This window comes from Actinosynnema mirum DSM 43827 (genome assembly GCF_000023245.1).
Taxonomy (GTDB): Bacteria; Actinomycetota; Actinomycetes; order Mycobacteriales; family Pseudonocardiaceae; genus Actinosynnema; species Actinosynnema mirum.
This window is the reverse complement of sequence record NC_013093.1, coordinates 1,044,211-1,064,346: the sequence shown is the minus strand read 5'-3', so window position 1 is coordinate 1,064,346 and position 20,136 is coordinate 1,044,211. Positions and strand designations below refer to the sequence as shown.

The 20,136-nt window shown below is 70.8% G+C and carries 15 protein-coding genes, 3 tRNA genes and 1 other RNA gene; 5 read left to right on the top strand and 14 right to left on the bottom strand.

All coding sequences use genetic code 11. The features are described 5' to 3' along the window. The first annotated feature begins 91 nt into the window (after positions 1-91). Positions 92-1,396 carry a phenylacetate--CoA ligase family protein gene (locus tag AMIR_RS04805; protein ID WP_012783577.1) on the top strand — a complete coding sequence of 435 codons (1,305 nt, stop codon included), beginning with the start codon at positions 92-94 and terminating at the stop codon, positions 1,394-1,396. 16 nt (positions 1,397-1,412) lie between these two features. Here AMIR_RS04805 and AMIR_RS04800 read toward each other — a convergent pair whose 3' ends face one another. From AMIR_RS04800 to AMIR_RS04785, 4 genes are all read right to left on the bottom strand, one after another. Beyond that, the gene (locus tag AMIR_RS04800) at positions 1,413-2,177 is read right to left on the bottom strand and encodes a DsbA family protein (RefSeq protein ID WP_012783576.1); all 765 of its coding nucleotides are present in this window, start codon (positions 2,175-2,177) and stop codon (positions 1,413-1,415) included. Positions 2,178-2,245: 68 nt separating this feature from the next. Continuing rightward, complete coding sequence (locus AMIR_RS04795; RefSeq protein WP_012783575.1) at positions 2,246-3,553, bottom strand: MFS transporter; 1,308 nt, start codon at positions 3,551-3,553, stop codon at positions 2,246-2,248. Between the two features lie 111 nt (positions 3,554-3,664). Then, a complete protein-coding gene (locus AMIR_RS04790; RefSeq protein ID WP_012783574.1) occupies positions 3,665-4,489 on the bottom strand; it encodes a GNAT family N-acetyltransferase in 825 nt (274 codons plus the stop codon). Between the two features lie 4 nt (positions 4,490-4,493). After that, complete coding sequence (locus AMIR_RS04785) at positions 4,494-5,603, bottom strand: glycosyltransferase family 2 protein (protein ID WP_187313484.1); 1,110 nt, start codon at positions 5,601-5,603, stop codon at positions 4,494-4,496. A gap of 40 nt (positions 5,604-5,643) precedes the next feature. Between AMIR_RS04785 and hrpB the strand changes: the two genes are divergently transcribed. After that, positions 5,644-7,962, top strand: coding sequence for an ATP-dependent helicase HrpB (gene hrpB, locus AMIR_RS04780; RefSeq protein ID WP_012783572.1), 2,319 nt, complete (start codon positions 5,644-5,646; stop codon positions 7,960-7,962). Positions 7,963-8,276: 314 nt separating this feature from the next. Continuing rightward, on the top strand, positions 8,277-9,008 hold the full coding sequence (locus AMIR_RS04775) for a hypothetical protein (protein WP_012783571.1): 732 nt from the start codon (positions 8,277-8,279) through the stop codon (positions 9,006-9,008). A gap of 56 nt (positions 9,009-9,064) precedes the next feature. On the opposite strand, the gene ssrA is transcribed toward AMIR_RS04775, so the two are convergent. Continuing rightward, positions 9,065-9,438, bottom strand: a transfer-messenger RNA (tmRNA) gene (ssrA, locus tag AMIR_RS36725). A 162-nt stretch (positions 9,439-9,600) separates the two neighbouring features. On the opposite strand from ssrA, the gene AMIR_RS04770 reads away from it, so the two are divergent. Beyond that, positions 9,601-10,851: a sensor histidine kinase gene (locus AMIR_RS04770; protein ID WP_012783570.1), complete on the top strand. Its 1,251-nt coding sequence runs from the start codon at positions 9,601-9,603 to the stop codon at positions 10,849-10,851. Next, positions 10,839-11,483: a response regulator transcription factor gene (locus tag AMIR_RS04765; RefSeq protein WP_012783569.1), complete on the top strand. Its 645-nt coding sequence runs from the start codon at positions 10,839-10,841 to the stop codon at positions 11,481-11,483. The genes AMIR_RS04770 and AMIR_RS04765 overlap by 13 nt, the downstream gene beginning before the upstream one ends. Positions 11,484-11,547: 64 nt before the next feature. Here AMIR_RS04765 and smpB read toward each other — a convergent pair whose 3' ends face one another. The 9 genes from smpB to AMIR_RS04715 form a co-directional block, all read right to left on the bottom strand. Beyond that, positions 11,548-12,033 (bottom strand): SsrA-binding protein SmpB, encoded by a 486-nt coding sequence (gene smpB / locus AMIR_RS04760; protein WP_012783568.1) that lies wholly within the window; start codon positions 12,031-12,033, stop codon positions 11,548-11,550. A 30-nt stretch (positions 12,034-12,063) separates the two neighbouring features. After that, positions 12,064-12,966 carry a permease-like cell division protein FtsX gene (gene ftsX / locus AMIR_RS04755; RefSeq protein WP_012783567.1) on the bottom strand — a complete coding sequence of 301 codons (903 nt, stop codon included), beginning with the start codon at positions 12,964-12,966 and terminating at the stop codon, positions 12,064-12,066. Between the two features lie 38 nt (positions 12,967-13,004). Next, the gene (gene ftsE / locus AMIR_RS04750) at positions 13,005-13,694 is read right to left on the bottom strand and encodes a cell division ATP-binding protein FtsE (RefSeq protein ID WP_012783566.1); all 690 of its coding nucleotides are present in this window, start codon (positions 13,692-13,694) and stop codon (positions 13,005-13,007) included. Positions 13,695-13,881: 187 nt separating this feature from the next. Continuing rightward, on the bottom strand, positions 13,882-14,985 hold the full coding sequence (gene prfB / locus AMIR_RS04745) for a peptide chain release factor 2 (RefSeq protein ID WP_012783565.1): 1,104 nt from the start codon (positions 14,983-14,985) through the stop codon (positions 13,882-13,884). Between the two features lie 70 nt (positions 14,986-15,055). Then, on the bottom strand, positions 15,056-15,556 hold the full coding sequence (locus tag AMIR_RS04740; RefSeq protein ID WP_012783564.1) for a PadR family transcriptional regulator: 501 nt from the start codon (positions 15,554-15,556) through the stop codon (positions 15,056-15,058). Positions 15,557-16,266: 710 nt separating this feature from the next. Continuing rightward, positions 16,267-16,343 (bottom strand) — tRNA-Met (locus tag AMIR_RS04730). A 230-nt stretch (positions 16,344-16,573) separates the two neighbouring features. Further along, positions 16,574-16,647: transfer RNA gene (locus tag AMIR_RS04725), tRNA-Met, on the bottom strand. 237 nt (positions 16,648-16,884) lie between these two features. Further along, positions 16,885-16,958, bottom strand: a tRNA-Met gene (locus AMIR_RS04720). 101 nt (positions 16,959-17,059) lie between these two features. After that, a complete protein-coding gene (locus AMIR_RS04715; protein ID WP_012783562.1) occupies positions 17,060-20,065 on the bottom strand; it encodes a UPF0182 family protein in 3,006 nt (1,001 codons plus the stop codon). Positions 20,066-20,136: the final 71 nt, after the last annotated feature.

The window sequence follows — 20,136 nt, the reverse complement described above, 5'->3', positions numbered from 1 at the left end:
CGTTCCCGTGTGTCAATACCGTACATCATGCACCCGCCAGAAGAAAAATCGGGGGTACCCCCACCCCATTTCGGCTGCTAGACCGGTACGCGTGAGCACTGGCGCGCACGACCGAGCGGTCCTCGTCCGGCCCGGTGACGAGGGGGGTGATCCCGGCCTTCGGCGGGAGACGCAGCAGGTCAGGTTGCGGGAGCTGGTTCGGCGGCTGCTTGGCGCCGATGGGGTGATCGCTGCCCGACTGCGGGACGCCGGGCTGTGTGACGCCGACGACATCTCGCTCGACCAGCTCCACCTCCTCCCCACGGTGTCCAAGCAGGACCTCTGGGACCACTACCCGTTCGGGTTCCAGGTGGATGACCGGATCGTGTGCGTGCACGGGTCTTCCGGGACCGGGGGACGGCCCACGCTCATCCCATACACGGCCAACGACGTCAACGTCTGGGCCGAGGTCATGGCCCGTGCGCTCGGCGGGGCCGGGGTGACCCCAAAAAGCACCGTCCACAACGCCTACGGGTACGGGCTGTTCACCGGTGGGCTCGGGGTGCACCACGGCGGGCTCAGGTTGGGCGCGCGGGTGATCCCGCTGTCAGGCGGCATGACCGAGCGGCAGGTGCGGCTCGTGGCCGACCTCAGGCCCGACGTGCTCTGCTGCACGCCCTCCTACGCCATCCACCTCGGTGAGGCGCTCAGGGCCGCCAACGTCGACAGCAGCTTCCGCGTGGGGCTGTTCGGGGCCGAACCGTGGACGGACGCCATGCGGGACAAGATCGAGGACCTGCTGGGCGTGAGAGCGCTCGACATCTACGGGCTGTCCGAGGTGATCGGGCCCGGTGTGGCCTGCGAGTCGCTCGACTCCGGCGGGATGCTCAACGTCGCCGAGGACCACTTCCTCGTCGAGGCGGTGGACGAGGACGGTCACCCGGTGCCCGACGGCACGCCGGGCGAGCTGGTGTTCACCACCCTCACCAAGACCGGGATGCCGCTGCTGCGCTACCGCTCCGGGGACGTCGCGGTGCTCGCCGGGCCCGCCCCGGACAGCGCGCGCACCCTCCGCCGCGTGGGCAAGCCCCTCGGCAGGCGGGACGACATGCTGGTGGTGCGCGGGGTCAACGTGTTCCCCAGCGAGGTCGAGGCGGTCGTCCTGGCCGACGGGCGGGTCAGCCCGCACTACCTCGTCGTGGACGACCGGCGGGTCGAGAAGCGGCCCGAGCTGCGGGTCGTGGTCGAGAGCGCGCACGACGTGGCCGACGACCTGGAGACCAGGCTCAAGGCCCGCCTCGGCCTCACCTGCGCGGTGCACGTGGTCGCGCACGGCGTGGTGCCCCGCTCGGAGACCGGAAAAGCGCGGCGGCTGGCCCGCTGGAGCGCGGGACAGCCGCCGGTGCCGGGCCTCTAGGCCCCTGGCCAGAGACTCAGGCGAACAGCTTCGACAGCCACTCCGGGTCGCCGAGGGCGTCCAGCTCCTGGCCGTCCTTGGTGACGGTCGGGGTGCCCTTGAAGAAGTCCGTGGCGTTGGCCTTGTCCAGCTCGGCCTTGGCCTCGGCCTCGTGCGTGCCGTTGTCCACGCAGGACTTGAAGCCCTCCGACGTCACGCCCAGGTCGACCGCCAGCTGCTTGAGCTGGTCCTTGGTCCACCCGGCCTCGCCCTCCTCGGGCTGCTGGGCGTACAGCCGGTCGTGGTACTCCGAGAACTTGCCCTCGTCGGCGACGCACAGCGCGGCGTTGGCCGCGTCGCGCGAGTAGCCCTCCGGGGAGGACATGCGGATCAGCATGGGCAGCAGGTGGTAGTTCACCCGCAGCTCGCCCGCCTCGACGTGGGTGCGGATCTGGTCGGCGTACTTCTCCTTGAACACGCCGCACACCGGGCAGAGGAAGTCCTCGTAGACGTCGATGGTGACGTCCGCGTCGGGCCTGCCCACGGTCACCACGCCGCCCGCGCGCTCCACCGGGGCGTTGGTGCTCTTGGCCCCGGTCGCGACGAGCTGGGCGTTCTCCGTGGACTTGGACGCCCCCTGCCACATCACGCCGCCGATGACCACCAGCGCCAGCACCACGACGATCGCGACCCCGGCGACGACCTTGTTCCGGTCGCTCGCCTTGCGGCTAGCGGCGACGGCCGAGACCGCCGCCCGCTGGGCCTGCTTCTTCTTCCGAGCGTTGCGCTCAGCCCCACCCACGTCAGCACGTCCTTCCCGCTACGACCTGCGTCGCAGGTTAGCCGGGGATGCTGAGTGGAACCTGAGCCCTAGGCCTCTGGTTGCCTGGGACGTCCGGCGACGCGCTCCCCGGTGGGCACCTCCGGCCCCTCGTCCAGGGTGCCCGACTCGACGGCGACGGTCTCCGCGGTCGTGCTCTCCTTCACCAGCGTCTCCGGCATGGTGATCCACATCAGCAGGGCGACGACCATGATGCCGGAGGTCACGGTGAACGCCGTCGTGTAGGAGAAGTTGTCCGCGAGCAGGCCCGCCAGCAGCGGCCCGACGATGGCGCCGAGGTCGGCGATCACCTGGAACGTGGCGAGCAGCGGCCCGCCCTTGCCCTTGGGGCCGATGACGTCGGCGACGACCGCGTTCTGCGGCGGGTTCAGCAGGCCCGCGCCGAGGCCTGCCACGAACGAGGCGACCAGGAAGACCGGCACGGTCGTGCTGAAGCCGAACCACAGGGTGCCCGCGGCGGAGATGGCCAGGCCCGCGATGCCGAGCGGCTTGCGGCCGATCCGGTCGGAGAGCTTGCCGGACACCATGAGCGTGCACACGTTGCCGACCGCGAACACCGACATCGAGATGCCGCCCATCTCGGGCGAGCCGTGCAGCGCCTTCTCCACGAACAGCGGCACCATCGACACGCGCAGGCCGAACACCGCCCAGCCGTTGGCGAAGTTGGACGCGAGCGCCGCGCGGTAGGAGCTGTTGCGCAGCGCCTGGCGGACGGTGACGGGGCTCTCCGGCCGGGCGCTGGTGTCGAGCGCGGCGAGCGTGGACTTGCGCAGGAACCACCACACGAACGTGGCGGCGACGAGCAGCGCGGCGGCGTAGCTGACGAACGGCAGCTGCACGGACACGCCGACGAGGGCGGCGCCGATGATCGGGCCGAAGATGTTGCCGAGCAGGAAGCCGGTGGACCACAGGCCGGTGGCCTGGCCGCGCTGGGCGGGCGGGGTGATGCGGATGAGCAGGCCGACGGAGGCGACCGTGAACATGGTCGAGCCGATGCCGGAGAAGGCGCGCAGGAACAGCAGCTGCCAGTAGGTGACGGCGAAACCGCAGGCCGCGGTGCCGAGGGCGACGATGACGATGCCCGCGATGTAGGTCTTGGGCTCGCCGAACCGGGTGACGAGCTTGGCGCTCACCGGGGCGAACAGGATGCGCACGACGGCGAACGAGCTGATCACGAGCGCGACGGCCGTGGACCCGACGCCGAAGCTGTCAGCGAAGATCGGGAGTGCCGGTGCGACGATCCCGAAGCCGATGGCGATGATGAAGCTCGCCACGACCAGAACCCACACCTCGGCGGGCAGCCGCTGCGCTGTCCGCTCCGTCGTTCTCCCCAGCACAGCAGCGCCTCTTTCTCGATCTTTGGTTTTTATTAGCTGCCCTAAGGATATGTGACAGTTCACTCGTCGGGGTGGCGGCCCTACCCATGGACCACCCCTGTCCGGGGCAGGTCAGTCGAGCAGCTCGTCCACCCGCCGGGCGTACGCGGTGACCGGGTAGGCCGCCTCGAAGCCGCACGCCTCGGCGAACCGCTCCCCCGCGCCGCCCTCGGCGACCTGGGCGGACACCAGCAGCGCGCCCGCGTCCCACAGGGCCGACACGAGCCCGTCGACCAGCGCGGACCCGACGCCGCGCCGCCTGCGGGCCGGTCGCACCACGACCTGCTCGACCAGCCCGACGCGGTGCTCGCCGAACCCGGAGGCGAACCCGCCGACCCGGTCGCCGTCGTCGACCACCAGGAGCGCGCAGCGCGGGTCGTCCAGCCGCTGCCCGAGGTGCCGCACGAGCTTGCGGCTGCCGCCCACGCCCAGGTCATCGGCCAGCAGCTCGGCGAGCTGAGGCAGGTCGGCGTCCACGGCGGGCCTCACCTGCGCGGACTCCCCGAGCGGGCCGCGACGGCGGCGGTGCACGAAGGTCAGCAGCTCCTCGACGGCGTACCAGCCCGCGTCGTCGGCGATGCCCTCGATCTCGGCGACCGTCGTGGGTGAGGCGTACACCACAGCTTCGGCGCGCCCGACGTCGGCGAAGCTGCGCTCCAGCCGCAGCAGCGTGCCCGCGACCTCGGCGGACGTCCCGTCGAGCGCGCACGCGTGGTTGCCGCCGGGCAGCGGGCTGTCCGGGTTCACCACCACCCGCGCGCAGCCGACCGCGCCGATCCGCCCGTAGCGCACGGCGCCGGAGGCGAGGCGGGCGTTCTCCACGAGTCCGGCCAGGTCACGGGCCCGGTACGGGTCGAGCAGCTCGGGGTCGTCGGGGTCGTGCAACGGGTCAACCACCCCCTCACCCTCGCACGTCGCGCCCCTTCCAGTCGGCGCCGCCGCGACCGGCCAGCCAGGTGGCCCGCGCCAGCAGCGCGCCGAACGCGGTCGCGCCGACCGGGGCGAGCGCGGCGCGCGCCACCGGCTGCCCGACCCGCCGCAGGTAGAGCGCGCTGGTCGCGGCCTGGGCGGCCCACGCGAGCAGCCCCGCCCACCGCACCACCCCGCGCCCCCGGACCGCCATCAGCACGGGCAGCGCCCCGTGCCCGAGCTGGGCGAGCGCGGCGGCGCCGAACAGCACCGCCCCTCCCCCGGTCTCGGCGACCAGGGCGACGGAGCTCCTGGTCACCGACCGCCAGGCCGCCCCGACCCCGTCGACGCCGTGCACGAGCAGCGCCCCCGACGCGTCGGCGAACCGGGTGCGCCCGCCGGTGTCGCGCACGAGCGTGGCGTACCCGAGGTCGTCCACCCTGGCGCCCCGGATCGCCTCCCACCCGCCGGACCGCTCGTGCGCGACCCGTCTGACCAGCACACAGTGGCCCACCGCGAGCGCCCGCCCGCGCGAGCCGTCCGGTGAGGCGACGGTGAGCAGCGCCTCGGTCATGGGCGCGAACAGCGACCACCAGGAGTGCCCGCGCGCGGGCGGGTGGCCCGCGACCGAGACCAGGTCGACCCGCCACCGCCGGGCCGCCGCGACGAGCCTGCCGACCAGCTCGGGCGCGGCCTCGGTGTCGGCGTCCAGGAACAGCAGGAACTCGCCCTCGGCGGCCTGCGCGCCCACGTGCAGCGCGTGCGCCTTGCCCGCCCACCCCGGCGGCGGCTCGGCCGCGGTGATCACCCGCACGCGCGGGTCGGCCTCGGCGTGGTGGCGCGCGATGGCCGCCGTGGCGTCGGTCGACCCGTCGTCCACCACGGTGATCCGGAGCCGCTCGTGCGCCTGCGCGCGCAGCGACCGCAGGCACCGGTCGAGGTTCGCCTCCTCGTCGCGCGCGGGCACCACCACGGCCACCAGCGCGTCGTCCACCACCCCGGCGGGCAACCGCTCGACCTTCCGCCACGCGGCGGCCGTGCCCACCGCCTTCACCACGCCGGTCCCGGCTAGCGCGACCGCGAGCGCTCCCCTGATCCCCACGCTGACCACCCCCTGCCCCCACATTGGCAGACTCACCCCCGTGGAGTTGCCAGATCTTCCGGTCCGAGCGGTGCTGCCCGAGCTGATCGAGACCCTGTCCGGGTGGGGCGCGGCCGTGCTGGTCGCGCCGCCGGGCACGGGCAAGACCACCCTGGTGCCGCTGGCGCTGGAGGGCCGGGTGGTGATCGCCGAGCCGCGCCGGATCGCCGCGCGGGCGGCGGCGTCGCGCATGGCCGCGCTGCTGGGCGAGCCGGTGGGGGCGACGGTCGGGTACTCGGTGCGCGGCGACCGGAAGGTGTCGAGGTCGACCAGGATCGAGGTGGTGACCTCGGGGCTGCTGGTGCGCAGGTTGCAGCACGACCCGGAGCTGTCGGGTGTGGGCACGGTGGTGCTGGACGAGTGCCACGAGCGGCACCTGGACGCGGACCTGCTGCTCGCGCTGCTCCTGGACGCCCGCGCGGGGCTGCGCCCGGACCTGCGGCTGCTGGCGACGTCGGCGACGGTCGCGGCGGACCGCCTCGCGGAGCTGATGGGCGGCGTCCCGGTGCTGACCGCGCACGCCAGGACCTACCCGGTGGAGCTGTTCCACGTCCCGCCGCAGAAGAACGAGCGGTCGGAGGCTGTGGTGGCCCGCGCGATCCGGCGGGCGGTGGCGGAGACGCCGGGCGACGTGCTGGTGTTCCTGCCCGGTGTGCCGGAGATCCGCCGGGTGGCGGCCCTGTTCCAGGGCGGTGACCTGCGCGTGGACGTCCTGCACGGCCGCTTGACGGCGGCCGAGCAGGACGCGGTGCTGCGGGTGGGGCGGGAGCAGCGGGTGCTGCTGTCGACGTCGATCGCCGAGTCGAGCCTGACCGTGCCGGGTGTGCGCGCCGTGGTGGACGCGGGCCTGTCGCGGGTGCCGAGGGTGGACCACCGCAGGGGGTTGGCGGGGCTGGCGACCGTGCGGGTGAGCGCGGCCGTGGCGGACCAGCGCGCGGGCCGGGCCGGGCGGGAGGCGCCGGGGCGGGCGTACCGGTGCTGGCCGGAGCACGAGCAGTCCACGCTGCCGCGCTACCCGGAGCCGGAGATCCGCAGCGCGGACCTGACGTCGCTGGCGCTGGAGCTGGCGTGCTGGGGGACGCCGGACGGCGAGGGTCTGTCCTGGTGGGACGCGCCGCCGAGGGGTGCGCTGGAGGCGGCGAAGGCGGTGCTGGGGAACCTGGGGGCGTTGCGGGACGGCCGGGTGACCGAGCGCGGTGAGCGGATGTCCGCGCTGGGCCTGCACCCGAGGTTGGCGAGGGCGCTGCTGGACGGCGGTGAGCTGGCCGGGTCGAGGACGGCGACCGAGGTGGTGGCGATCCTGGACGAGGACCGGGGTTCGGGCGAGGACATCACCGGTCGCAGCGCGGACCGGCGGGAGGTGGGCAGGCTGTCGAAGCTGATCCCCGCGGCGTCCGGCAGCGGCGACCAGGCGCTGGTGGTGGCGCTGGCGCACCCGGAGCGCCTGGCCCGCAGGCGCGCGCCGGGCAGCCCGGTGTACCTGATGGCGGGTGGGACGGCGGCGGAGCTGCCGCAGGGCAGCCGGTTGGCGGACGCGGAGTGGCTGGCGATCGCGGTGGCGGACCGCGAGCCGGGGCGCATCCACGCGCGGATCAGGTTGGCGGCGCGGGCGGACGAGCAGCTGGCCGTGCAGGCGGCGCCCGCGCTGCTCGGGGAGCGGGAGGAGATCGCGTGGGACGGCGACGTGGTGGCGCGGCGGGTGCGGCACCTGGGCGCGATCCCGCTGTCGACGACCCAGCTGACCGGCACGGCGCACCTTCAGCAGGCGCTGCGGGCGGGTTTGGCGGCGGAGGGTCTGGGGTTGCTGTCGTGGGGACCTGCGGCAGTCCGAACCAGGCAGCGGTTGGCTTTCCTGCACGAGGTGCTGGGAGATCCGTGGCCGGAGGTGACCGATGCGGCGCTGCTGCCCTTGGTGGACCTGGGCAACGCCCGCCGCAAATCCGACCTGGCGAAGCTGAAAGCCGACCACGTGCTGCAGGCGGCGATGCCGTGGCCTGCGGCGGCGAAGTTCGACGCCCTGGCCCCGGACCGCTTGGAGGTCCCGTCGGGTTCGAGGATCGCCATCGACTACTCGACCACCCCGCCGACCTTGCCGGTGAAGGTGCAGGAGGTGTTCGGCTGGACGGAAACGCCGACGGTCGCCGGAATTCCCCTGGTGCTGCACCTGCTCACCCCGGCGGGCCGTCCGACGGCGGTGACGGGCGACCTGAAGTCGTTCTGGCAGACGGGCTACCCGCAGGTGAGAGCGGAACTACGAGGCCGCTACCCGAAGCACCGCTGGCCGGAGGACCCGATGACGGCGCCGCCGGCTCGGCGGTGACGGGGCGCGTTACGAAGCAAAAAGGTTTTGATTCCACTGCCTTTGACCAGGCAAAACAATGGCCAATCCGTGCTTGTGGACGGGGTTGCGCCGTCCACTAGTGCGGGTGTTGCGGGTGGTGTTGCGCCCGCAACACCCAGGAGCGGTTCCTGGGTTTTTCCTTTCTGGGCCTCATGCCACCGGCATGGGGCCTTTTTGCATGAGGAGACCCTGTTGTCTATCACCGATGCCGTTCCGCCCGCCGCTGTCTCAGGCGCCTTGCCAGGAGTGCTGAAGCAGGTGGGCCACGCACCCACCACGGAGCGCAGCCACCCATGACGCACAACGACCCCACGGCCAGGAGGGCGCTTCGCTCCAGCGACAGCGACGTCCTCGGCGCAGCCCTCGCGCGGCTGCGCGAGAAGGACGCGATGTTCTTCGTCCTGCACTACTGCTTCGAGGTGCCTCTGGCGGCCTTGCTGAGGATCGTGATGACGACCGTGGCAGGCGAGTTCCGCGGCTACGACTGGGCGGCGCACATACGCGACAAGCTGGACAGCTCCCACCTGGAGATAACCCGGCTCCTCCAAGCGGAGAACGTCACCTGGGACGACCTCGACTGGCACACGTCCCCGGCGGTACGGTCGATCGGCGAGCGCTGCGGGGTCAACACCCTGCTCCCCTGCCTGGGCTGCGGCCAGCAGAAGATCCCGCTCATCGGCCTGGCGGACTCCGGCACCATACGGATGGAGCGCCTGCTGTTACCTCCAAGCGACCACAGTGACCCTCTCGACGAGGTGTTCAAGTGGCGTTGGTCAAGAACCAGCCCCATGACCTGGTCCGCACGCGCGGTAGTCGCGCACCTCTCCCAACGAGGCGTGCGGGACTTCTCGGTGCACGAGAGCTGCCTGGACCAGGCCAAGCCCCACCACATCAGCCTGACCGCCCGCTACCTCGACCAACTGCCCAGGTTCTTCCAGAGGTACGACGGCGTCGAGTGGCTGGAGATCCCCCGTCCGCGAGCCGCAGGCCCGGTCACCGTCCTGCGCGTCACAACCCCCGCCTAGCCCCCAGAAACGACGAATGGCGAGTGCTCGTCAACCACGAGCACTCGCCATCCACCGAGTGGAGGTGCCGGGAATCGAACCCGGGTCCTCTGCCGGCTCATCAAGGCTTCTCCGTGCGCAGTCCGCTATGCCTCTGCTCGGCCCCGACGATCACGCGGACAAGACGTCGTGACAGGCCCAGTCACTGTGAGTGTCCCAACCGCTCCCCGTGACCGGGAACGGAGGTGAAGCCTCCTAGCTGATGCCGGCGACCGGAGCGGAGGCTCCTCCGGGCCGACAGCGTTGCTCCTAGCCTCAGGCGGCGAGGGCGAACGCGCGCTGGTCGTTAGACTTGGCGCTTATTGGTTTGCGATGACGCTTGCGGTGGTCTCTCGCCTGCACCGGCACGCTTCCCTTGAATCGACGCACAAAGTCGAAACCGTTCACCCCCTGGTCGGGTACCTGACTCCACCATCATAACGCCCCGCGCCACCGATTTCATTCCCCGTGCCCCGGTGGGGCTGCCCCTACCGGAAGGCGGCGGTGCGCCTCATGGTTCCGGCTGGTCGGAGGGGGCAGGCTGGGGTGGACGGAGCGCGAGGACGGGGAGCTGATGACGGCGCGGGTGAGACCGGTCGCTGGGCGGGCCGCGGGGTACTTCCTGCTGGCCCCGGTGACCGGGGTGGTCTGGTGCCTGCTGCTGGTGCCGCTGACCCTGCTGGGCCTGGCCACGGCGCCGGTGCTGATCGGGTTGCCGCTGCTGGCGCTGGCGATGGTGGTGGCGCGCGCCAGCGGGGGTTCGGAGCGCGGGCTGGCCAGGGTCGCGCTCGGGGTGGACGTTCACCCGCCCGCGCCGCGGGTTCGCCCGTCCGGGCGGTTCGGGTGGGTGTGGGGGCCGGTGCGGGACGCCGCCGCGTGGCGGGCGCTGCTGTACCAGCTGCTGGTGCTCGTGCCGCGCGTCGTGCAGTTCGTCGTGCTGCTGGCGGCGTCGGTGGCGGCGGTGGTGCTGGTCGCGCTGCCGCTCGCCACGCTCTGGCTGCCGTTCGCGATCGCGGTGGACCTGGGCGGCGGCCGGGAGTGGCTGATCGACTCCTGGTACTCGGGGCTGCCCGCCGCCCTGCTGGGCGGGCTGCTGTGGCTGGTCCTGCTGCACGGCCTGCGCACGGCCGCGCGCTGGCAGGGCTGGCTGGTGCGGGTGATGCTGGGCCCGTCGCGGACGGCGGAGCTGACCGCCGAGGCGCAGCGGCTGCACGCGAGCCGGGCGCGCGGGGTGGAGGCGGCCGAGGCCGAGCGCAGGCGCATCGAGCGGGACCTGCACGACGGCGCGCAGCAGCGGCTGGTGTCGGTGGCGATGAGCCTGGGCCGGGCCAAGAGCAAGCTGGGCAGCGACCCGGAGGCGGTGCGGGCGCTGATCGACGAGGCGCACGCGGACGCGAAGCTGGCGATCTCGGAGCTCCGCGACCTCGCGCGCGGCATCTACCCGTCGGTGCTCGGCGACCGCGGCCTGGACGCCGCGCTGTCCTCGCTGGCGGCCCGCTGCCCGGTGCCGGTGGAGGTGTCGGTGAAGGTGGAGCCGCGCCCGCCGACCGCGGTGGAGAGCACCGCCTACTTCACCGTCGCCGAGGCGCTCACGAACATCACCAAGCACTCCGGCGCCACGCGCGCGCGGGTCGCGGTGTCGCGCACCGAGTCGTCCGTGGTGGTGGAGGTCGTGGACAACGGTCGCGGCGGCGCCTCGGTGCGCCAGGGGGGCGGCCTGGCGGGGCTGGCCGACCGGGCTGCGACGATCGACGGCGTCGTCACCGTGGTGAGCCCGGTCGGCGGCCCCACATCGATCAGGACGGAGCTGCCGTGCGCGTGGTGATCGCCGAGGATTCGGTGCTGCTGAGGACGGGGGTGCAGCGGCTGCTGGAGGACGAGGGCATCGAGGTCGTCGCGGCCGTCGAGGACGGGGCGGCGCTGCTGGACGCGGTGCGCGAGCACCGGCCGGACCTGGCGCTGGTGGACGTGCGGATGCCGCCGACGTTCACCGACGAGGGCCTGCGCGCGGCGATCGAGGCCCGCAGGCTGGTCCCCGGACTGCCGGTGCTGGTGCTGTCGCAGTACGTCGAGGAGCGCTACGCCGTCGACCTCCTGGTCGGCGGCGCGAGCGGGGTCGGCTACCTGCTCAAGGAGCGGGTGGCGGACGTGGCGGAGTTCGTGGCGTCGGTGCGCCGGGTCGCGGAGGGCGGCACGAGCATCGACCACGAGGTGATCACCCAGCTGATGGTGCGCAGCAAGCGCGACCCGCTGGACTCGCTCACGCCGAGGGAGCGGGAGGTGCTGGGCCTGATGGCGCAGGGCCTGTCGAACACCGCGATCGCGGCGGAGATGACCGTGTCGGACGGCGCGGTGGAGAAGCACGTCGGCAACATCTTCAGCAAGCTGGGCCTGGAGCCGAGCACCGCCGAGCACCGGCGGGTGCGGGCCGTGCTCACCTACCTCGGCCGGACCTGAGCGCGGCGGGACAGCAGAAGCGCCCCCGGAGGAGTCCGGGGGCGCTTCGACGTGCCGGGGACGGCTAGTACCGGCCGCCCTTGCCCTTGAGCGCCCGGCCGTGGGCCTTGGCGATCTCCCGCTGCGCGTCGCGCTTGGCCAGGTCCTGGCGCTTGTCGTAGGACTTCTTGCCCTTCGCCAGCGCCAGCTCGACCTTGACGTAGCCGTCCTTGAAGTACATCGACAGCGGGATGAGCGACAGGCCGCTCTCCTTCGTCTTGCCGATGAGCTTCTCGATCTCCTGGCGGTGCAGCAGCAGCTTGCGCTTGCGGCGCACCTCGTGGTTGGTCCACGTCCCCGCGACGTACTCGGGGATGTGCAGCGCGTGCAGCCAGACCTCGCCGTCGTCGACCTGCCCGAAGGCGTCGACCAGCGACGCCCTGCCCATGCGCAGGCTCTTGACCTCCGTGCCGACGAGCACGACGCCGGCTTCGTAGGTGTCGAGGATGGTGTAGTCGTGCCGAGCCTTGCGGTTCGACGCGATCACCTTCTGACCGCGTTCCTTGACCATGCTGAAGACCTTACGCGAGCGGGCCAGCGGTTATAGGCGCACGTACAACCGGAGGGTGACGTAGCCGGTGAGCGCCGAGATCAGCACGGACACGCCGAGCAGGACCGGCGAGATGACCATGATGTCCAGCATCCCGAGCTGCGGCAGGATGCCGGAGGAGAACAGGTCGCCGAGCACCGAGTCGAGCGCGGTGACCTTGAACAGCATCAGGCAGGCGACGCCGAGCACGGCGCCGATGATGCCCGCGACCACGGCCTCGATGAGGAACGGCAGCTGCGTGTACCAGCGCGTCGCGCCCACCAGCCGCATGATCCCCACCTCCGTCCGGCGGGTGAACGCCGACACCTGGATGGTGTTGGAGATCAGCAGCAGGGCCGCGAACGCCTGGAGCGCGGCGAGCCCGAGGGCGCCGTCGCGCACGCCGTTGAGGACGTCGAACAGCCTGGACAGGAACTCGCCCTGGTCGCTGACCGACTTGACGCCCGCCTCGCCGCTGAACGCCTTGACGATCACGTCGGCGCGCTCGGGGTCCTCCAGCTTGACGCGGAAGGTCGCGGGGATGGCCTCGGGGCGGGCGAGCTTCACCAGCTCGGGCTGCGCCTCGAAGATCGTCTTGAACCGCTCGTAGCCCTGCTCGCGGTTCTCGTACACCACGGACTCGACCCCGGAGGTGCCCTCCAGCTTGGTGCGGAGTCCGGCGCACGGGTCCTGCGTGCAGTCCTTGTCGTTGACGCTGACGTCGTTGGTCATCATGACCGCGACTTCCAGCTTGCCCTGGTAGTTCGCCTGCATCTTGTCGACCATGCGGACGACGAGCAGACCCATACCGAGCAGGAACAGGGAGATCGCGGTCGTGAGGATCATCGCGATCGTCATCGTGACGTTCCGGCGCAGGCCGGTGACGACCTCGCTGAACACGAAGCTGGTACGCATCGGGGGGAACGTTCCTCAGGGTCGGGGTTGGGTGGAGGTCAGCGGCCCACGCCGTAGACGCCCCGCTTGTCGTCGCGGACGATGTGGCCGTGGTCCAGTTCGACCACGCGGCGGCGCATCGAGTCGACGATCGAGTGGTCGTGGGTGGCCATCAGCACCGTCGTCCCGGTGCGGTTGATGCGCTCCAGCAGCAGCATGATGTCGTGGCTGGTGTCGGGGTCCAGGTTTCCCGTGGGCTCGTCGGCCAGCAGCATCAGCGGCCGGTTGACGAACGCGCGCGCGATGGCCACGCGCTGCTGCTCGCCGCCGGACAGCTCGTGCGGCATCCGGTCGGCCTTGCCGTCGAGGCCCACCAGCTGCAGGACCTCGGGGACGACCTTGACGATGGTGTTGCGCGGCTTCCCGATGACCTCCAGCGCGAACGCGACGTTCTCCGCCACGGTCTTGTTGGTCAGCAGCCGGAAGTCCTGGAAGACGCAGCCGATCGACTGGCGCAGGCGGGGGACCCTGCGCCGGGCCATCTTGGCGACGTCGAAGTTGGAGACGTAAACGCGCCCCTTGCTCGGCACCTCTTCCCGCAGCAGCAAGCGCAGGAAAGTCGATTTGCCGGACCCGGAAGCCCCGATGAGAAAGACGAACTCACCTTTGTCCACCTCGACTGAAACGTTGTCGAGCGCGGGGCGCGTTGAGGTCTTGTAGACCTTGGACACGTGTTCGAGGCGAATCACGGGGGGAGTCTACAAGCGGCACAGGTAACGGTCACGTATCGGCCCACCCCTGTACGGAGGGTGATCCCGCCGGTGATCAGCGGCGGCACGCTGGGTGACCGCGACCGGCGCCGTTACCCGATCATGATCCGGACGCGGCGACGGCGGGCGGGCACGGGGCCCGCCCGCCGTCGCGGGGTCACTGCGATCAGGCCGTCTGCCGCTGCTTGCGCCAGCGGATGCCCGCCTCCAGGAAGTCGTCGATCTCGCCGTCGAGCACGGCGGACGGGTTGCCGACCTCGTGCTCGGTGCGCAGGTCCTTGACCATCTGGTAGGGGTGCAGCACGTAGGAGCGCATCTGGTTGCCCCAGCTGGAACCGCTGTCCTTGAGGGCGTCCATCTTGGCCTGCTCCTCCTGGCGCTGGCGCTCCAGCAGCTTCGCCTGCAGGACGGCCATCGCGGTCGCCTTGTTCTGCAGCTGCGAGCGCTCGTTCTGGCAGGACACCACGATCCCGGTCGGGATGTGCGTCAGGCGCACGGCCGAGTCGGTGGTGTTGACGCCCTGCCCGCCGGGACCGGAGGAGCGGTAGACGTCGACGCGCAGCTCCTTCTCGTCGATCTCGACGTGGTCGGTCTGCTCGACCACCGGCACGACCTCGACGCCCGCGAACGAGGTCTGGCGGCGGCCCTGGTTGTCGAACGGCGAGATGCGCACCAGCCGGTGCGTGCCCTGCTCGACGCTGAGGGTGCCGTACGCGTAGGGCGCGGTGACGCGGAAGGTGGCGGACTTGATGCCCGCCTCCTCCGCGTAGGAGGTGTCGAAGACGTCGACCGCGTAGTTGTGGCGCTCCGCCCAGCGCGAGTACATGCGCAGCAGCATCTCGGCGAAGTCCGCCGCGTCGACGCCACCGGCCTCGGCGCGCACCGTGACCAGCGCGTCACGGGCGTCGTACTCGCCGGAGAGCAGGGTCCGGACCTCCAGGGAGGAGATCTCCTCGCGGAGCTTGGCCCGCTCGGTGTCCGCCTCGGCGGCGCTGCCCTCGTCGCCCTCGTCCTCGGCCAGCTCGTAGAGCACGCCGAGGTCGTCCAGCCTGCCGCGCAGCGCGGTCACGCGGCGCAGCTCGCCCTGCTTGTGGGAGAGCTGGCTGGTGACGCGCTGCGCCTTCTCCTGGTCGTCCCACAGGTCGGGTCGCGCCGCCTGCTCCTCCAGCTCCGCGACCTGAGCGCGCAGAGCGTCGAGGTCCATCACCGCCTCGATGCTGGCGAGCGTCGCGGAGAGGTCCTTGATGTCTGCCTCGACGTCCAAGTTCACGGCAGAAGGTTACGCCAGCGCCGGTCGCGCAGCGCGACCGGATTGCGCGCGCACGACCGGTGGGGACGGCTCAACCGGTGGGAATGGCGTCCAGGAGCTTGAGGACGGCCTTGGCGTGGGCCAGGGCGAACTCGGCGACGGCCTTGGAGTAGGCGTCCTCCGCGGTCTTCACGGCGGCCCTGGCGGCCTCCTGGTCGGCGCCGTAGGTCGCGCGGGCGGTGTCCACCAGGCCCTGGCGCTGCTTGGGCGTCAGGGACCCCGCGTGCACCATGCGCAGGATCAGGGGGCTGCGCAGGTGGTCCGGGCCCGGTTCGGTGAGCAGCCAGTTCTTGAAGGCCTTCTTGCCCGCCGCGGTCAGCACGTACTGCTGGCTGGAGCGGGGGCCCTGCTTGCCGAGGCGCAGCAGGCCGGCCTCCGCCAGCGCGGGGAGCTCGCGGTACACCTGGCTGCGGGTGACGCTGAAGAACGCGCCGAAGCGCTCTCCCGCTTCCGCAACGAGCTGGCCGCCGGTCTTGGGTCCGTCGTGCAGCAGACCCAGGAGGGCCGCTGCCGTCGCGTTGAGGTCCGACACAACGTCAACCGTGCCACGACCACGGGCAGGTGTCCACAATGGTCAGCCGTTCTGTCCACTGTGGCTGATCACGGGCTAGCGGCGTTGGGCCATGCGGAGCAAGGAGAAGCTCCGCAGAGTGACCAGCGGTCGGCGGTGATCCACCCTTTCGGCCGCTTGATCGAGATTGTCCACGTCGAGTGGAAAGCTTTGGGGCGCAAGGCAATCGCCATCACGAGGAATCCTCAAGATCATTGGCGACCGGTCCGGGTGATCACTCGAACGGCAGCGTCCGGACCCGGCCCACTCACCGGCTGCATCGATGCGACCAGGGTCCCCCGACCGCCGTTAGCACAACCCGGTGATCCCCGCTCCGCACACTGGCGGACCCGCCCGCCGGTGGGACCATTACCGCAGGTGTGCCCGTGGGTCGGGTGCAGGCCGTTCGGCACGAGGAGGGTGACAGCTGTGGGCTTCAAGTGGGCTGGAACTAGCACCAAGGTCGTCCGCAATGCCCGTGCGTGGGCCAGCGGCACCGGACCTGACCAGGGGGCCAAGGACGAGTGCATGGTGTGCGGGAAGCAGATCCGCAGGCACCGCACCGTCAGCGGCGAGGGCCGCGTCTGCTCGCTGACCTGCGCCCAGTACTGGGCGGAGAACATGTCCTGAGCCCGCGCGCGGGTCCAGACGGCAGAAAGGCCCGGCGCGCTGTGCGCACCGGGCCTTTCGCGTGGTAGCGGGGACAGGATTTGAACCTGCGACCTCTGGGTTATGAGCCCAGCGAGCTACCGAGCTGCTCCACCCCGCGTCGGTAAGGTGAACTCTACGCGGAAGGCGGCGACAAAGGCAAATCGCCTCCCGACCAGCGGCGCGGCGGCGGAAACCCCGTTCGGCGCACCTGTCCGGCACAGCAGCCAGACACCCGCCGGGGCGGCACGACCTGCGGTGACGCCCGCACCCGCCGAGGACAGCGGCCGATCGGCCGGAAATGCGAAAAATCCCCCCACCGGAGATCCGGTGAGAGGATTTTCCTCTTTGTAGCGGGGACAGGATTTGAACCTGCGACCTCTGGGTTATGAGCCCAGCGAGCTACCGAGCTGCTCCACCCCGCGTTGGTAAGGTGAACTCTACGCAGGAACGGGGGCGAAGGCAAATCACTTCCCCGTTCGGCGGCGCCGCACCGGAAATCCCTGCTCACCGCCCGGCGCGACCCCGGAGAACCGCCGCGAAAAGCCGGATCCCCGATTGTGATGCGGACCACATAACACGGGGGATCACCTGCGGCACCGGTCTTCGGGAAAACGAAAAAACCTCCCACCGGAGATCCGGTGAGAGGTTTTCCCTCTTTGTAGCGGGGACAGGATTTGAACCTGCGACCTCTGGGTTATGAGCCCAGCGAGCTACCGAGCTGCTCCACCCCGCGTCGGTAAGGTGAACTCTACGCGGAAGGCGGCGGCAAAGGCAAATCGGGTGCCCCCGCCGTGGCGGGGACACCCGATTCCGCTGGTCAGAGCCGGTTCAGGCTCAGTTCGTCGGCGTCGGCGACGAGGTCACCGAGGACGACGGGGTGGACGGGGCCGCCTTGCTCGCCTCGTCGAACTTCCGGCTCGCCTCGTCCAGCGCCTTGAGCGCGTTGCCCTGAGCGGCGAAGTCACCGCTCGCCTGGGCCGACTTGAGCTGGTCGAGGGCGCCGCGGATGTCCCTGGCCGCCTGCTGCATCTCCGGCGTGTACGCCTGATTGCCGTTGTTGGCGTTCGGCGTCGACGGGGTGCTGGAGTTCGACGGCGACTGGCCGTTGTTCCCGTTGGACGGGTCGGGGACCTCCTGGGAGGCGCCCGACAGCACCTGGTCCAGCGCCTCGCCGAGCGTGGACGCGTAGCCCACCTTGTCGCCGAAGCTCACCAGCACCTTGGACAGCTGCGGGTACTGGGTGTTCTGGCTGGCCCGCTCGATGTAGACCGGCTCCACGTACAGCAGGCCACCGCCGACCGGCAGGGTCAGCAGGTTGCCGTAGACCACCTTCGTCTTCTGCTGGGTCAGCAGGTTCAGCTCGGAGCTGACCGTGGCCGAGGTGAGGAACTGGGTCTGGATCTGCTGCGGGCCCTTGGCCTCGTTGTTGAGCGTCAGCACGCTCATCTTCCCGTAGTTGTCCGGGTCGGACCGGACCGTCACGTACGAGGCCATGAACTCGCGGTTCTGCCGCACCAGCGAGCTGGTCAGCTGGAAGCTCACCTTGTTCGGGTCGCCGGTCGGGTCACCGGCCACCACGTAGAACGGCGGCTGCTGGTCGCGCGGCTGCTGGTTGCTGCTCTGCTGCTGGTCGACCGTGACGGCGTTGTCGACCGTCGGGTCGGACGGCACGCCCCAGAACGAGACGCCCGAGTAGAAGTCGCGCGGCTCGGACACGTGGTACCGGGTCAGCGTGTCCCGCTGGACCTTGAACAGGTCCTCGGGGTAGCGCAGGTGCTCCAGCAGCGACTGGGACATCTCGCTCTTGGCCTTGACCGAGCCGGGGAAGACGCCCATCCAGGTCTTCAGGACCGGGTCGCTCTCGTCCATCGCGTACAGGCTCACCGTGCCGTCGTAGGCGTCGACGGTGGCCTTGACCGAGTTGCGGATGTAGCTGATCTCGCGGTTCGGCTGCTGCGCCACGCCCGGAAGCGAGTCGTTGGTGGCGTCGCCCAGCGCGGTCTTGCGCGCGTACGGGTAGTTGTCGAGCGTGGTGTACCCGTCCACGATCCAGGTGATCTTGCCGTCGACGACCGCGGGGTACGGGTCGCTGTCGACGGTCAGCCACGGGGCGACGTCCTCGACGCGGTCGCGCGGGTTGCGGTTGAAGATGATCCGCGAGTCCTCGCCGACCGCCGAGTTGAACAGGATGTTCCGCTCGCCGTAGTAGGCGGCGAAGACCAGCTTGTTGAAGATGCCGCCGATCCGCACACCGCCCTGGCCGGTGTAGTTGTACTGGGTGCCGTCGGTGTCGTACTCGCTCGGCGCGCCCTCGCCGCGACCGCCGACGATCGCGTAGTCGGTGCTGGTGCCCAGCTCGCCGTAGTAGGTGCGCGGCTGCTCGACCCCGAACCTGCTGGGCGTGACCTCGCCCTGCTGGTTGACCTCGGCCACCTCGAACACCGGGTAGCCGCCGTTGCCGCCGTTGCCGTTCGCGTCGGCGGGCGAGTTCACCTTGCTGGCCTCGGCGAACACCATGCCGTTGCCGTGGGTGTAGATGAGGTGCTGGTTGATCCAGTCGCGCTGGCCCTGCGGGATGCCGCTGGTGTTCAGCTCGCGGACGGCGACGATGTAGTCCTGGATCTCCTCGTCGACCTTGTAGCGGTCGACGTCGAGCTTCTCCGGGAACGCGTAGAACGGCCGCAGCTGCTGGAACTGGGTGAAGGTCTTGGAGATGACCGCCGGGTCGAGCAGGCGGATGTTGCCGAGGGTCGCCTTGTCGGACTTCAGCTCGTCGAGCGAGACGTTCTGCTTGCCCTCGTACGGCTTGGTCTCGACCTTGTCGTCGGTGAGCGCGAAGGCCTCCTTGGTGGCCGCGATGTTGCGGCTGATCGACTCGGCCTCCTTCTCGATGGCGTTGGGGCGCACCGAGAACTGCTCCAGCACGGCGGGCCAGGCGGCGCCGACGAGCACGCTGGACAGCACCAGCAGGACGGTCGCGATCGCGGGCAGCTGCAGGTTGCGCATGACCGCGCCCGCGAAGAACGCCACGGCGCAGAACACCGCGATGAACAGCAGGATCAGCTTGGCGGGCAGCACCGCGTTGAGGTCGGTGTAGGTGGCGCCGTCGAACTTGTCGTTCCGGTCCGAGAACAGCAGCTGGTACCGGTCGAGGAAGTAGGCCACCGCCTTGAGCAGCACGAAGACGCCCGCGACGACGGCGAGGTGGACCCTGGCCGCCGCGGAGAGCTGGCCGCCGCGGCCGGCGAGCCGGATGCCGCCGAACAGGTAGTGCGCGACCACCGCGCCCGCGAACGCGATCGCCGTGGCGATGAACAGCCAGGACAGCAGCCAGGTGTAGAAGGGGAGCTTGAAGGCGTAGAAGCCGATGTCCATGTCGAACTCGGCGTCGGTGCTGCCGAACGGCGTGGCGTTCAGGAAGAGCTGGAACTCCTGCCAGTACGCCTGGGCCGACGTGCCCGCGACGACGCCGACCACGACCGGGATGGCGATGGCGAACAGGCGCAGCCGCCCGGACACCACCGACCGGTAGCGGGCGACGGGGTCGTCGGGTCCGGCGACGGGGACGAAGACGGGGCGGGTCCGGTAGGCGACGACCAGGCTGACCGCGAGCAGTCCGCCGACCAGCAGCCCGACGCCCGCGAAGAGGCCGAACTGGGTGAGCAGGACCGTGGTGAAGACGTTGCGGAAGCCGACTTCGCCGAACCAGAGCCATTCGACGTAGGTGCCCAGCAGCCTTGAGCCGGTGATCAGACCGACCAGGACCACCGCGCCGATGATGAGGAGGATCCGGCTGCGACGGGACAGCCTGGGCAGTCCGACCGGGGGCCGTGTGGCCACGTGGCACACTCCTGGGTATCGCGGGTTGTGGCGTTGCGTACGTTCTGTCCAACTCTACGGAGGTGGCGCGG